The organism is Methanosarcina siciliae T4/M, from assembly GCF_000970085.1.
Taxonomy (GTDB): Archaea; Halobacteriota; Methanosarcinia; order Methanosarcinales; family Methanosarcinaceae; genus Methanosarcina; species Methanosarcina siciliae.
In genome coordinates, this window is sequence record NZ_CP009506.1 from 3,396,040 (window position 1) to 3,410,445 (window position 14,406).

At 45.7% G+C, this 14,406-nt stretch carries 12 protein-coding genes; 3 read left to right on the top strand and 9 right to left on the bottom strand.

Annotated features, from left to right (window positions below; genetic code table 11):
* Positions 1 to 42 precede the first annotated feature (42 nt).
* The 3 genes from MSSIT_RS14140 to MSSIT_RS14150 form a co-directional block, all read right to left on the bottom strand.
* Positions 43 to 1,593: an ABC transporter substrate-binding protein gene (locus MSSIT_RS14140; protein WP_048173185.1), complete on the bottom strand. Its 1,551-nt coding sequence runs from the start codon at positions 1,591 to 1,593 to the stop codon at positions 43 to 45.
* Between the two features lie 190 nt (positions 1,594 to 1,783).
* Positions 1,784 to 2,695 carry an ABC transporter ATP-binding protein gene (locus MSSIT_RS14145; protein ID WP_048173186.1) on the bottom strand — a complete coding sequence of 304 codons (912 nt, stop codon included), beginning with the start codon at positions 2,693 to 2,695 and terminating at the stop codon, positions 1,784 to 1,786.
* Positions 2,688 to 3,626: an ABC transporter ATP-binding protein gene (locus tag MSSIT_RS14150; RefSeq protein ID WP_048173188.1), complete on the bottom strand. Its 939-nt coding sequence runs from the start codon at positions 3,624 to 3,626 to the stop codon at positions 2,688 to 2,690. The genes MSSIT_RS14145 and MSSIT_RS14150 overlap by 8 nt, the downstream gene beginning before the upstream one ends.
* A gap of 162 nt (positions 3,627 to 3,788) precedes the next feature.
* Here MSSIT_RS14150 and MSSIT_RS14155 point away from each other — a divergent pair, with 162 nt between their 5' ends.
* Together MSSIT_RS14155 and MSSIT_RS14160 are read left to right on the top strand one after the other, a co-directional pair.
* Positions 3,789 to 4,595: a class I SAM-dependent methyltransferase gene (locus tag MSSIT_RS14155; protein ID WP_048173190.1), complete on the top strand. Its 807-nt coding sequence runs from the start codon at positions 3,789 to 3,791 to the stop codon at positions 4,593 to 4,595.
* Positions 4,577 to 5,464, top strand: a complete 888-nt coding sequence (locus tag MSSIT_RS14160) for a class I SAM-dependent methyltransferase (RefSeq protein WP_048174860.1) — start codon at positions 4,577 to 4,579, stop codon at positions 5,462 to 5,464. The genes MSSIT_RS14155 and MSSIT_RS14160 overlap by 19 nt, the downstream gene beginning before the upstream one ends.
* Before the next feature lie 192 nt (positions 5,465 to 5,656).
* Here the strand turns inward: MSSIT_RS14160 and MSSIT_RS14165 are convergent, their stop codons facing one another.
* Positions 5,657 to 6,421 carry an HAD family hydrolase gene (locus tag MSSIT_RS14165; RefSeq protein ID WP_048173192.1) on the bottom strand — a complete coding sequence of 255 codons (765 nt, stop codon included), beginning with the start codon at positions 6,419 to 6,421 and terminating at the stop codon, positions 5,657 to 5,659.
* Between the two features lie 123 nt (positions 6,422 to 6,544).
* A complete protein-coding gene (locus tag MSSIT_RS14170) occupies positions 6,545 to 7,498 on the bottom strand; it encodes a phosphotransferase (RefSeq protein ID WP_048173194.1) in 954 nt (317 codons plus the stop codon).
* An 839-nt stretch (positions 7,499 to 8,337) separates the two neighbouring features.
* Between MSSIT_RS14170 and MSSIT_RS14175 the strand changes: the two genes are divergently transcribed.
* Entirely contained in the window at positions 8,338 to 9,045 is a 708-nt protein-coding gene (locus tag MSSIT_RS14175; protein WP_231589839.1) for an aminoglycoside phosphotransferase family protein, read from the top strand.
* Between the two features lie 118 nt (positions 9,046 to 9,163).
* Here MSSIT_RS14175 and MSSIT_RS14180 read toward each other — a convergent pair whose 3' ends face one another.
* From MSSIT_RS14180 to ahbC, 4 genes are all read right to left on the bottom strand, one after another.
* The gene (locus tag MSSIT_RS14180; RefSeq protein WP_048173196.1) at positions 9,164 to 9,823 is read right to left on the bottom strand and encodes a molybdopterin-dependent oxidoreductase; all 660 of its coding nucleotides are present in this window, start codon (positions 9,821 to 9,823) and stop codon (positions 9,164 to 9,166) included.
* 386 nt (positions 9,824 to 10,209) lie between these two features.
* A complete protein-coding gene (locus MSSIT_RS14185; RefSeq protein WP_197080281.1) occupies positions 10,210 to 11,268 on the bottom strand; it encodes a chymotrypsin family serine protease in 1,059 nt (352 codons plus the stop codon).
* Positions 11,269 to 11,464: 196 nt separating this feature from the next.
* Positions 11,465 to 11,692, bottom strand: coding sequence for a hypothetical protein (locus tag MSSIT_RS14190; RefSeq protein WP_048173198.1), 228 nt, complete (start codon positions 11,690 to 11,692; stop codon positions 11,465 to 11,467).
* Between the two features lie 704 nt (positions 11,693 to 12,396).
* Positions 12,397 to 13,596, bottom strand: coding sequence for a 12,18-didecarboxysiroheme deacetylase (ahbC, locus tag MSSIT_RS14195; RefSeq protein ID WP_048173199.1), 1,200 nt, complete (start codon positions 13,594 to 13,596; stop codon positions 12,397 to 12,399).
* Positions 13,597 to 14,406: the final 810 nt, after the last annotated feature.

Sequence of the window (14,406 nt, forward strand, 5' to 3'; positions counted from 1 at the left end):
CTTGCTCAAACCCCGTATATGGGAGAGGGTATGGAATGCCCCTTAAACAATTGATACATTCTCAAGGTGGAGTGAGTACTCTGTCGGATGGAGCCGGTATCCTTCTATATCCGAGGTTGTGACATCGATATTGACGTAATAGTTAAGATATGCAACCGGGGCTTCTTCGACAATAATTGCCTGGGCTTCGTCATAGAGTTCTTTTCTGACAGCCATGTCGGAAGTAGTTCTGGCTTCTTCGAGCAGTCCATCCACACTTTCGTTGTACCAGCGGTACGCTCCCCAGCCGTCTGTTGATGTACCGCTCGAGTGGTAATCGGTCATCATGATTTCGTCAGGATCCGGTACAAAGAGCAGTCCCCTCCCAACGAGGAAGATATCAAAGTCTCCCTGATTTCTGAGAGAGTTCGCAGCGTCGACATTGAGGACCTGAAGTTCGGTCTCAATCCCCACGTTCTTTAGCTGCTGCTGGAGTACTTCGGCGATCGAGGGCAGTTCTGCACGCTCAGGGTATGTGATAAGTGTAATTTTCAGGGGATTTCCGTTTTTATCAAGGGTTCCGTCTCCGTTCGTATCGGTCCACCCGGCTTCTTCAAGAAGCGACTTCGCCTTCTCCGTATCATACGTGTATGGAGCAATTTCCTTGTTAGCCCAGTAAAAGCCCGGAGGGAAGAGTCCTGCTGCGGTGGTTCCGTATCCGTGAAGGACATATTTCACTATTGCTTCTCGATCTATTGCGTAATTGACAGCCTGCCGCACTTTCTGATCGTCAAAAGGCTCCTTTTCCGTGTTGAACCCAAGCATTCTTACCCGGGCAATCGGCTGCTGCAGGACGGTATATCCATCCTTTTCCGTATATTCTTCAGCAATCTCAGGTGAAAGGATCATTGCTATCTGGATCTCTTTACTGTCAAGGAGCATCTTTCTCGTAAGTGCCTCAGGCATTATCCGGTATATCACCTTATCGACTGAAGCAGTCTGCCCCCAGTAATCGGGGTTTTTGACGACAGCTACTTCTTCTTCCGGTTTCCAGGACTCAAAGATGAAGGGTCCGGTCCCGATAGGCTTTAGCATATTTCCATCTTCATCATAAGATCCGGGGGCAAGGGCAACACTTTCTGCTTTGGAGAGATAGGCCGGTAGTGCGGGGAAGGGGGATTCGAGGCGGATTACCAGAGTCCGGTTGTCCGGAGCCTCAATGGCTGATATGGGAATTTTTTCGAAGATTGACTCTGACCGGACAAAGGACCGTTCGAGAGAGGTTTTCATGACTCCGGCTGTAAAGGGTGTTCCGTCATGGAAGAGAACGTCTTCTCTCAAAACGAAGGTCCAGTTTTTCCCATCATCGGAGACTTCCCACGATTTGGCAAGGTTTGGGGTGATTTTTCCCTCATAATCGACTCCTACAAGGGTTTCGGCATATCCGAGTCTCTGGGCGATGTAGCCTGACTGGTGAGGATCAATTGTATTTGGACTCCATTGGCCCGAAATCGAAAGTGTCTGGAGTTCTTCTTGCTGTTCCTGTTCCGCACAGCCCGTTCCCATGACCACGAGAGCCAGCAGAATAAAGAGAAGTCCCTCTTTTTTTTTCATTTAACTCATCACATCCAATAATTATGTATCAGCTTCAAGTGCCGCAAAAATTCACTTATTTATAAAATTTCTGTATTTATATGTCGTAACCGAATAAGGAAATGTATATGGTAATTCCGTGATTTTCCTGTAATTTCTGTCTCATGTCTCCAACTTTCCTCCCCGTAGATCTGGCAGACCTGCATGCCCGTTAAACGTATGAAATGTTATGACATCGCACTTTCCGATCATCATATTTCTTCAGTTCAGGGCTGTGAAGGCAGTTTTTTGTCTTTTCCGGGCAGAACCGGTAGTATACGCATGATCCCGGAATCCTGTTCCCCTGTGGTTCCGGGCACTGCAGGGAAGCCGAATCAGGGATTGAAGTGAGCTTTCGGGTGAATGGGTGAAGCGGTCTGTCCAGTACATCCTGCCCTTCTTCAACGATCTGTCCGCCAAACATTACAGCGGTCCGGTCTCCTATCGCATGAGCAAGCCCCTGGTCGTGGGTAATGAAGAGAAGAGAGCATCCCAGCCGGTGCTGAAGGGCCTGAAGAAGGCGGACAATAGCTGCCTGTGTGGACACGTCCAGCATTGATGTCGGTTCATCACAGATGACAAGGGCTGGCTCCAGTGCGATAGCTCGGGCAATAACGGCCCGCTGCAGTTCTCCGCCACTGAGCTGGTGGGGGTATCGGGCAGTCTGCTCCGGCTCAAGCCCGACAAGCTCGATAAGTTTCTCAAGCTCCTCTTCCGGCAGCTTCCCGGGGGGTAATGCATCGGGATGGATGCGAAAGGGTTCGCAGATAGAGTCAGCTATCTTCCAGCGGGGGTTCAGTGCACTTTCCGGTTGTTGTGGCACGATCTGTATTTTTCTCCGGATCAGGCGGAGTTCTTTTTCTTTTAACCCTATCAGGGCCTGTCCTTCAAAGAAAACCTCGCCCCGGGTAGGAGGAATAAGCAGGAGGAGCAGTCTGGAGAGAGTGGATTTGCCGCATCCGCTTTCTCCTACAAGAGCAAGTGTTTCTCCGGAATCGATCCGTATGTCCACCCCGTCAACAGCCGTAATCCTGTTCTTCCCCCCTGAGGTGAATATCTTCGTTAGCCCTCTTCCTTCAATCATACAACCAGCACCTGACAGCCGCCCCGTCCGTAAGAGAGATGAGCGGCGGTTCGACTCTACATTTTTCTACTGCATGCGTGCAGCGGAATCGGAATCTGCAGCCTCCATCATATTTGTCCGTCTCTCTGGTCCTGCCTGCTATAGGGTGGAGGCCGTTTTCCGGGAGTGAGCGGAGCATTCCTCTGGCATAAGGGTGGAGAGCCCCTTCAAAAAAACTCTTTTTTTCCCTGATTTCCATGATCCGTCCGGAATACATGACCGCAATCCTGTCAGCAAGATTTCGGGCAAACGAGAGGTCGTGAGTGATAACAAGCAGGGTGATTCCTTTTTCGCGTACTATCCGGAGAAGAGAAGAGACTGCCTGCCTGTTCATTATGTCTATCCCTTTGGTCGGTTCGTCAGCGATGAGCAGTTCAGGGAGGCCTGCAATTCCCATAGCAACAAGGGACCGCTGGAGCATTCCACCGCTGAAAGAATAAGGGTATGAGTCGATCCGCTCTTCGGGAGGTGTTATTCGGATGAACTGAAGAAGTTCAAGGACCTTTTTTCGAACTACGGACCGGTTCTTTTCCACATGAAGAGAAATAGGCTCTCCGATCTGGGCTCCTATAGTCATTGAAGGATTCATTGCTCCTGCGGGATTTTGCGGAACCCAGGCAATCTTGCTGCCGCGGATCATTTCAAGTTCGCTTTCAGAGAGGCTCAGGAGGTCTGCACCGCGATATCTTACGGTTCCAGTAGCGGTGCAGTTTGCAGGTAGCAGTCCGAGAAAGGCAAGGCCCAATACTGATTTTCCGCTCCCGCTTTCTCCGATGATGGCAAGTATCTCGGACTGTGTGATGCTGATATCCACACCGTCCACAGCCCGGACGACTTTGCCTGATGTTGGGAAGTGTACATGCAGCTGTTTGACCTCAAGAATGGTGTTCATGATCTATTTTTTCCATACTTTCGCTTAACTTTTGTTGCGAAAATTACGAAGTGTACGATATTACTATTTATATTTGTTTTCATATATTCTATGACAATTGAAAAATAAATTGTTATATATTAATACGAATATTCATTAATGTGTGAAACAGGAAGAGGTATTATGACTTTACAGATCGACTGGGAGACAGTCTGGGCTGAAGGCATCGGTGAGATGAATCGGCTTTCCAATACTAGTTACTGGAACCGGCGGGCGGAGGATTATTCAGATATGGTTCTGGCAAGTGATTGTAATCACGGCCGGAATATCCTCGACCTGTTTGAACGGGAAGGGTTGCTGAAACAAGATTGGCATGTTCTCGATATTGCATCCGGGCCGGGTGCGATAACGGTCCCGTTTGCAGAAAGGGGGTGCAGGGTGACTGCAGTCGAGCCTGCAGAGAGGATGGCAGCAGCACTTATGTCATCTGCACAGGAAAGGAGGCTTTCTAACATCGATGTAATCCCGCAGACCTGGCAGGAGGTGGATGCGGAAGCATATGCGAAGAACTACGATCTGGTCGTCTGCTGTCATGCCCTCTGGCAGTTTCCGGACATTCTTCCCCAGATCCGGCGTATGGAAGCAGTTTCCAGGGGTTACTGCTGTCTTGCCCACGGCTTTGAAGCTCCGACTGAGACAAGCAAACTGCTGGACATTATGGGGATTGATGAAGGCGACTTTGACCAGTTCATCACGATATTAAACCTTCTCAACGATGCCGGGGTACATCCGAATGTCAATGTGGTCGATTACACTCTTAGCCGGTCGGTCGCCTCCGCAGTTAGTTATACCAGCAAGCTTGTAGAGAAGTACCGTCCTCTGGATGCCAGCGACAGCGCGTTTATCCGGGACTATGTACAGAGTCGGGCTAAGAACGGGTTATATCAGGTCAGTGGCAGGATGGGGGTTTTATGGTGGGAACTAGCATGATGGACAGCCCTGTTCTATCCGGTATAGACTGGGTCAGGCTCTGGGAAGACAGTTATGATTCCAGGTCGAAAATGATGCGCAGAGATTACGAGATCAATGACTGGACTGAACGGGCGGAGGATTACTCGGAATCCAGGCGAACTAACCAGTACGAGTTTGGGGAGTCAGTCTATGCCGCACTTGATCTCCATGGTGCCATTCCTCCACATGCCAGGGTCCTCGAGGTTGGCTCGGGCCCCGGAACGTTTGTCATCCCGTTTGCACGGAGAGTTGACCACGTGACCGCTGTTGAACCTGCGGAGGGCATGATCCGTATGATCCGTCAAAATGCTGCGGAAGCAGGAGTGAATAACTATTCCGTTATCCCGAAGATCTGGCAGGATGTGAACAGCTCGGAGCTGCAGGACCGGTATGATCTTACCATCACTTCAACCGTTATCTGGATGTTCCGTGATATTATGGCCCAGATCCGCAGGATGGAAGAGGTGACGCAGGGACACTGCTGCATAGTCGGGAGCATAAGCACCGGACAGAGGTTTGAAGCCGAACTCTGGAAAAAGATCATGGGGGATGTCCCTTCTCCGCAGTATTCGGAATTCCCGGTGATATACAACCTTCTATACGAGCACGGAAGGGTGCCTCAGGTACGAGTTATCGATTATACAAGTATGAGGACATTTGAGAATATGTTCAGGATGTACAGGGTTTTCTACTCGATATATACTGAGATCACACCTGAGGTTGAAGAGGCAATTCGAGATGCTCTGTACAGAGATTCCGGTGACGGCCCATGTGTCCGAAAATATCGGTCTGCTGTGGTCTGGTGGGACCCGGCTGTTCGAAGGAAAGAGTTAAAGGGCATCGCCTGAGAATTCGGGCGGGAGTTTTACGGAAAGAAGAGATGTATTTGAGGGCAGGAACGGAAAAAAAGTGTCCGGAAATGGCTGGTCTTAAAGGCTGAGAAGAGGCTTGTGGATACGGGAGAGCCCTCTAATGGGCTCCCATTCGTTTTTTAAAATTAATCTATTAATATCAGCCCGTTTTTAATATCAAATCTAAAATCAGTCCGTTATCCCGTAATGTTTCCAGGCTTCCTCAATGGTCATTGCCCGCATACCGAGCTTTCTTGCCGGAAGGATCTCGTTTTCGTAAGAGTCCCCGAGGGACATAACACACTTGGGTTCGAGTTCGAGTTCCATCTTTTTGAGTGCGGTCATAAAGAGCCTGAGGTCGGGCTTTTTGTACCCCACGTCGGATGAGAAAATGACAAAATCAAAGTAGTCGTAGATCCCGAGGAACCGGAGTTCAAGTTCGGAAAAGACCCGCTGCCCGTTTGAGATTATGCACTTGGGAACATTTATACAGCGCTCGATTAACTTTATGCTCTGGGGAAAAGGGCGAAGTTTCCTTATCGAAGCTGCCCTGAAGACCCTTGAGGTCTCAATTCCCAGGCTTTTTTCGTCTATTTTCCAGATCGAGTTTTCCCGGCAGATCTCAGCAAATATCTCTTCAACCCTGACTTCCGGGTATATCTCCTGGGATTCGTCCATCCTTTCCTCTACTTTAAGCATGTACGTATCCCACAGCTTTTCCGGCTTTATTTTTACCCCGTGGTATGAAAGCCATGCACTTACGGTCTCATAAGTCTCGATCCTGTGTTCTTCGGTGTGGATATCGATAAGCGTCTGGTAGCAGTCAAAAATAACGCCCTTTACCTTGCAGCTCTCAAATGTCTCTTCCCCTGCTATGATAGGATCGGCGGGAACGATTATAGTGCCCTCTTCGGTTTCCGGTTCATTGTTCTTTGAAATGTTCTTGCCTCCCATATCCCCTTAATAATTGTTTTCAATCCCCTTAATGTTACCCTCGGTCCCCTATTTCCTTTTAGAGTTCTGTTTTAGAGTTATTCTTTTCAGAGTTCTTCTTTTAGGGTTCTCTCTGTTATTCCCTTAATTTCCTCTATTAATCGCATTTAAACATTCAAGGGCTTCCTTTATCAGGTAGTTCCTGTATTCGCCCTGGTGAAGCCTTGCCGAACGGAGCAGCCCTATACTCATGAAGAAAGGCAAAATTCTGGTAACGTGGTAAAAGTCCTTTTCTCCGCGGCTGTACTCCCAGAGGAAGTTTCCTATATACGGCTCGGCTTTCCAGCCTCCTCCTTTGTGCAATTCGAACTCGTTTTTCAGTTCCGCAGTAAGGATTCCGAGATCCCTTACAGGATTTGCTTCATACCAGGAGCTCTCAAAATCAAGTGCATAGGGTTTTCCCCTGCAGAAAATATAATTGGAAGGGGTAACATCCCTGTGGACCATACAGCCGCACTCCCGGTCAATCCAGGAACTGTACCACCATTCTCCAAGGAGTTTGTTGAAAGTATCCCGTGTGCCGTAATCCAGTTTCAGGTGATCCAGCACGTCATGATAGTTCCTGAACTCATTTTCTTTATTATAAGCGCATGACTGTGTATTGTCATGCAGCTGCCGGAGCATATGCGCCACTGCAGCAAGCTTTTCATAAAGGTTTTCCTCGCGTTTAAGGTACCATTTCAGTGGTTTTCCGGGTACGTGTTCGGTTACAAGGACACAATTAAAATCTTTATTTATTGCAAGAGGTTTTGCAACGTTTATTATCGAAGCTGCTTTTTTCAGGTTCCGGTATTCATTCATCATGCCTCTGTAAGCGTTGTAAGCCTTTAGCTTCCCCGTGGGTTCGGAAAAAAATTTTGCCATTACACTGAAGTGTTCCCCTTTGAACTGATACCTGCAGACAGTGTGAGAGGAATTGTGCTTGAAAACATTCACGCGGCACTTTTTATCGCGAATCCGGTGCCCTACAACTTCTTCAACAAGCCAGTCCCTGAATGGATCCCCAGGATACAAAGTATTAACATGGCGATCTGCCACTTCAAATTACCCCCATTTTTCAACCTCAATCTTAACAACTATACTCTTTGCCTCTCAGTTTCTCTTCCTTTTAACAGTAATGCAATGAAATACAGGCCAGCAAGCGTAGCACTCATGAAGTGTAGCACTCATGAAGTGTAGCACTCATGAAGTGTAGCTCTCATGAATCGCATACTAATTATTCATGAAAATAACGCATGAAATACAGTAAATAAAAGGCAGAAATAATCAAATCCTGTCATAGTAAAGCAGAGTCCGGGACAGGATTTGATTCCTCTTTTTGAATCTTCAATACTGGTAAGAGTATACTATAGCCCGGGTATCTTATATTTTTATTGGTGTTTCGATACGGATTTTTACCTCTTCTCCTTTCTTAATCTAACTTAACGGTGAGTACCTTCCCGGAAGAACGAAGTCCTGATGTCGGGATTACATCAGAGTTCAGTAAAAAGGACTTAAAAATCGAATGAAATCGATGAGAAGTTGCTATATTATATACCAATAAAATATTTTTGTGAAACATGACTGTATAAAGTCATTTGAGAGATTTATATAATCTTCATCCGGATATTCGATGAGCCCATATCTGGATACTCCCATATCTGGATATTTTATTTTCAAGAGGTGTTTGCGTGATTAAAATCCATAATGAAATACCTGACTCCTGTAATTGGCAAATAGTTGAGGAAATTAATCGAGGATGGTCAAATGATAAGAAATATTATGTCCAAACGGCGGACGGTAGAGAATTTTTACTTCGAATATCAAACATATAGCAATATGAGAGAAAGAAACAGGATTTTCAAAAAATAAAACAGATTGATAATATTAACATCTTAATGTCGCATCCAGTTGATTTTGGAATTTGTAATAGTGGTCAGTCTGTGTATTTTTTAACAACCTGGATTGAAGGGGAAGGTGCAGAAACCGTTCTTCCCGGGCTAAGCAGTAAAGAACAATACCGGTTTGGGGTTAGAGCAGGAGAAATATTGAAAATGATTCATCAAATTCCTGCCGCAAAAAATCAACTTTCCTGGTCGGAACGTTTCAACCGCAAAATAGACAGGAATATTACTAATTATAAAGCCTGTGGAATTCATCTGAGGGGAGCAGAGAAAATCATCGGGTATATCGAACAAAATCGATATCTATTAGAAAATCGCCCCCAGTGTTTTCAACATGGTGACTATCATGCCGGGAATATGATCGTTACAAAATCCGGGGAGCTTGGGATTATTGATTTTGACAGACTTGATTCTGGTGATCCGTGGGAGGAATTCGATCGTATTACCTGGTGCGCAGGTATAAGTACCGCATTTGCCTCGGGACGTATAAACGGATATTTCGATCATAACGTACCTGTTTTATTTTTCAGATTAATGGCTTTATATATTGCAAGCAACCAGCTTTCATCAATTCCCTGGTCAATTCCATACGGGCAGGAAGAAGTCCGTACAATGCTCAGACAAGCCGAGGATGTTTTGACATGGTATGATGGATTTGAAACATACATACCGAAATGGTATATTTCAGGCCCTCCTAAGTGAATATGATGAATACCTTAATTTCCTCCAAAAACATTTTTATCTGTCGGAATTTCTACGTGGATGAAGTTTCGCGAACTTGGCAGACTCATCAAAGACGGGTTATTTGCGAGTCCTATCTTCATCTTTCAAAGGCAGGTCCCCCAACATCGGCTATGTTATTGTACCCGAATTCTTCCCAGTACCCTCTGTAAGGTGAGTTGCTGAGCTCAATTCTTACTATCCACTTAGCCCATTTGTACCCGTACTTGTCTTCAGCCACAAGCTGCAGGGGAAACCCTCTTTCAGGCGGCAGGGTCACATCATTTAGTTTATATGCGAGTATGATATCGTTTTCCAGCAGATAGTCCTTATCAAGGGAAGTGGAGTACCCGTCTGCGCTGTAAAAAATAACCGTTGTTGCATTGTCCATAACCCCTACTTCGTCAAAGATCTCAGCTATCTTAACTCCTGTCCATTTTGCATTAAAGCTCCAGCCTTCCACACAGTTAAGGTCAACGACTTTGGAAGTTTGAGGTAACCCGGTTATTTCTTCATAGGTAAAATTCCGGGGGTTTTCCACAAGCCCGTCAACCTGCAGCCTGCAATTCTCCCTGTCAATATACTGGGTGCCCTTGATGGCGTTGTTGCGCTGCTGTGCAATAGGAGTTAACTGCTGCCCCTGATAAGAAAGCGTTTCTGTCTGGTTGTCATAGACTCCCGTACCTCCTCTGTCGGATACACAGCCTGAAAAGGCTGTAAATACAACTGAAAATATCAGAAGTGAATGGATCGGTTTCATGTATTTGCCCTGCCTCCCTCAATTCTCCCTCGACCCTTTTCCTTACTACTTCCTCTTTTTTACGATTCCTTCCTCAAATATGCTAAATATCAATCTCACCTGAATAAATGAATGTCTGAAAAAGAAATTAATGGAGTTGTAACCCTATAAAGCAGAAGCAACAATGTGGGTAACTGATAGAAAAGATAAATCAATCAGGACTTATGCGGTTGAACTGAGAAATCAATAGCATTTAGCTCCCAACGGCCTAAAATGTAAATTTAATCTGCAGTGTTTGCCGAACATGGTTTTGTATCTAATGCGCGTAAATCCTGCCATAAATCCTACCATTATTCTTTTTGCTTTGTTTGCACATGCTTATGCATGTTCAGGCAATGAGGTGCGGTTTAGTTGATTACTTGCTCGGCTACCTCTACCTTCAGCAGTGCCCGGACATTTTCAATCTGGTTAGCAATAGTTACTGTACTGGAACCTGCAAACAGCAGCCCAACAGCTACATTATCCAGCGTCGTTATCAGTGAACCCGAATCACCGCCTTCGCTCATTGAGGTGGTTATGATCTGGTCTTTAAACCGTGCAACCTTGTCTTGACCATAATTGATATCCACAGTTGCATTGACTGCTGTGATCCTGCCTGTGGTAAAGGCTGTGGTGCGCCCGGTTTTTTTCACAAGATCCCCTACCTTTACGAAATTTTTCTGCTTCCACCCCCGTACTTCTCCGCTCCAGTAAATTTCCCGGTCGATATTACTGAACTCCGCGAGCGCAAGTGCGCAGTCCACAGTGTTGTTCTGGGATTCTCTGGGCTCCGAAAAATCGATGGGTACAAATCTGAACAGCGTACCTATTCTGTCCTCCGGATCTTTCCCTCCATCAAATGCTCCGGGTTGCAGCACCGCATCTCCGATCTGTCCTGCATTAGAGGCTGCAAGTACATGGTTATTGCTGAGAATGTAGTATTTGGGCGGCATGCCAATCCCGTGTACTGGCGGGCTGACCTTACCTCCAGGCAGGATATCGTAAACACCTGTAGCGATGGTACCTGCTGTGATATCTTTATGTCCCACGCTGTATCCTCCTTTAGCCGGACGGACGCGGTTATTCAATGCCAGTGGTGAGAAAGCTTCCGATTTTGGTTCACCTCCTGCCATGGGTATGCCTATCGCCATCACATCTGTTTTGTGCCCTCCCAGTTCTTCAGGTATTATAGCTCCTGCAGGCAGCATTGATTTTTCAAGTTTTTGTGTGACCAGTACTATCAGAGCAGATTCGCCTGTAGGTTTTCCATCCGTCACCTTGGCACCGACTGCCATACCTACTACGTTGGGAAGTATCTTATCCGGATGCAGGAATTTGTCAACTTCAGCCCTATGCGCTACCAAAGTAGCTTCCGCATCCTTCTCTTTTATCATCCATATATTTGCCGATTCCACTTTCTTTGCCATAATTTTTCCCCACTCCGACATAATTTCAATTAATAATAAAAATCGATTTGATATTAGTCGCTTCGCTATCTTTATTGATAAATTATTATGAACTGCTACTCAACGATGTTCCAGTTCCTGACATCCACTACCCGGTGTACTCCATCCCCCACTACCTGGCGTACACCGTCCTCAATACTTTATGACACTATCCTTACTACTTGGTGTACGCCGTCAGGTCACCAATCTCTTCGACCTCTACTTCATATCCTTCAAGTGTTTTCGGTATTTTTTCTTCGGGACAGAGTGAGGAATCCAAAACCTTATGTGTAACTCCCACGAAAATCACATCCTTTTCATTTTTTTTACCAGTCCAAACACCCTTGACATTGGGCAGATCCATCAATTTGACCTCGTACTTTCCCCTCACATCCTCAATGTCCATTTATATCTCCTATGGTAATTTGTTATGTAGTATCCGACCCGTTAACCTGTTTAGATTAAAGCACTGTTAAGCACTGTTGTAAGCACTGTTGTGCTGTACTGTAATAATAGCACAGTGAAGCACTGTTGTGCTGTACTGTAATAATAGCACAGTGTTATTATTTATCGATCCTGTCGATATCCAGATTAACCGGTTAGCCAGATTCCCTTTGAAATCTTTCATCACATCCTTCAGGTAATCTGTATAAAAACAGCTAAGGAAGAATACACTTGCCCTTCAGGATCTATGGGTTCTTGATTTCCAGTACAAACTCGGGTATAACATTAATTTCCCAAATACTCCTCTTAGAGATTTTCGGCACACAATGGTATTTATCACAACACCTCTTGGTGATCAAACAGCGTTACTGAAATACTATTATTAATTCAATATATAATTATCATTTTTTATATTTGTTTTTAAATATATTCTGCTGAATCCTATGTAATAAATCAAATTGTTAGTGATCACATACTCTAAATGAGTTGTCTGACAATTCAGTTATAGAGTAAAAAGATGACAAAAAGAGAGTATTTAAGACATTTAATTTAAAAAGGAAGATTTGTTTATTACTATTTGTTTATTACTGATAGGAATTGTCGGACAGCTTCTTAAGGGGTATTCGTGCCCTTCTTATACAAAGGTAAAAAAAGCCTGAATTGTTTTCAGGCTTCGTCGTATCCTATTTCTTCTTTTGTGAGGTAGCAGGCAGGGTCGTCTGCCCAGATGTTTCCGTATACGGCTTCGGCTCGAACCCGGAAGTTTCCGTTGCAGACGTCGAACCATTTGCATTTTGCGCAGCGGTCGGCATTAGCCTGGATAAGGGGCTTCCTGTGCTTAAGCCCTGCCATGAGCTCGTCACTCTGGTCGGTCCAGATCTCGCTGAAGGGGCGTTCCCTGATGTTTCCGAAGGAGTAGTGTCTCCAGAACTGGTCGGCGTGCACCGAGCCGTCCCAGGACACGCAGCCAATACCTATTCCGGAAGAGTTTCCCTGGTTCATGGACAGGAGTTCGAACACTTCGGCTGCCCTTTCCGGGTTTTCTTTCAGGAGTTTGAGGTAGATGTACGGGCCGTCGCAGTGGTTGTCCACGGTCAGGACTTCTGCGGGGAAGCCTTTCTCGTGCAGGGCTTTTGTCCGTTCCATTATGAGGTCAACGGCTTTTCTGGACTCTTCAGGGGAGAGGTCTTCGTCCACCATTGTCGAACCCCTGCCGGCATAGACCAGGTGGTAGAAGCAGACCCTGGGGATGTTTTCTTCCTCGAGCAGATCGAAGATGGCAGGGATGTCCCGGACGTTCTGCTTGTTGACGGTGAAGCGGAGCCCGACCTTTATACCTTCTTCCTGGCAGTTATGCAGGCCCCTGAGGGCAGCATCAAAAGCCCCTTTCATGCCCCTGAATTTGTCATTTGTCTCCCTGACGCCGTCCAGGGAAACGCCCACATAGGAGAGGCCCACGGCTTTGAGCTTTTTTGCCAGGTCTTTATCTATGAGAGTCCCGTTTGTGGAAATTACCGCTCTCATGCCTTTTTCCCGGGCGTAGGCAGCAAGTTCGGGGAGGTCCTTTCGCATTGTAGGTTCACCCCCGGAAAAAAGCATTACAGGGGAGCCAAAAGCGGCAAGGTCATCGATAAGGGCTTTTCCTTCTTCGGTGGAAAGCTCGTTTTTGAATTCCATGTCCTTTGCCTGGGCATAACAGTGGACGCATTTCAGATTGCATCGGCGGGTCATGTTCCAGACCACCACCGGTTTTTTATCTTTTGAAAACTGCAGCAGGTGAGATGGAAGCCGCTTTGAGTCCCTTCCATAGCGAAGGGCGTCAGAAGGTTCCACGGTTCCGCAGTAAAGTTTTGAGATGCCTATCATGTCGATCCGTCAAAATTGAGATTGTTTTCCAGAAATCAGTAAACAACTCGATATTGTTGCCTACTTTAACTTAGCTTTCTGATTGTTTTGTATTTGTAGAGATGGGATGATTATATGGCATTCACGATTATAAATCTAAGGTCAGAATGCCGGGACTTGAGGATATGACCGGAAAAGCCGAATATCCGGAAGTCAACCGAGAAAAATATTCTCGATTGCATATTTTCGATTTGTAAAATTATGTAAAATTATCTATTTGCCGATGGCATAAAACCTCTTCGAATTTGATATATCTGACTGTCCTTCAACCCTGTAAATGTCGTACCCGACTTGCCGTCTATTTCAAAGTGGTCAATCAATCCGGGAGGCCTGCATTGTAGGGGTGTCAGGCGTTGTTACCTTCCTGCTTTCGTCAAAATATTCAATCCATTTTTCATTTCACCGGTTAATTTGATCGGTCATGGTTTTACCTTGTGAATAGTATGCTTTGCTGAAAAAGCATAATCAAAAAAAAGTCGAGTTTCAAAAAAGGTGAAGAGCTTACAAAAAAATTGTTTTAAGATGTTAAAACGCACCCTGTCCGGAGACGGTTTTACTTTTCAGGCATCTGAATTCCGTTTCGTCTGGAGAAACGTATTCCATTATCCTCAGGCAAAATCCATAGGATCTGCTGTACATATCGCATTCTCCACACCTTGCTGGCATCTGGTCCGTTGCTTATCCTCCTTTACATTACATTTCAATTATATTTCTTATCTAAAGTCTATAACTTTCAAAAGTTATATACTTTATCCATAATTTCATGTCTAT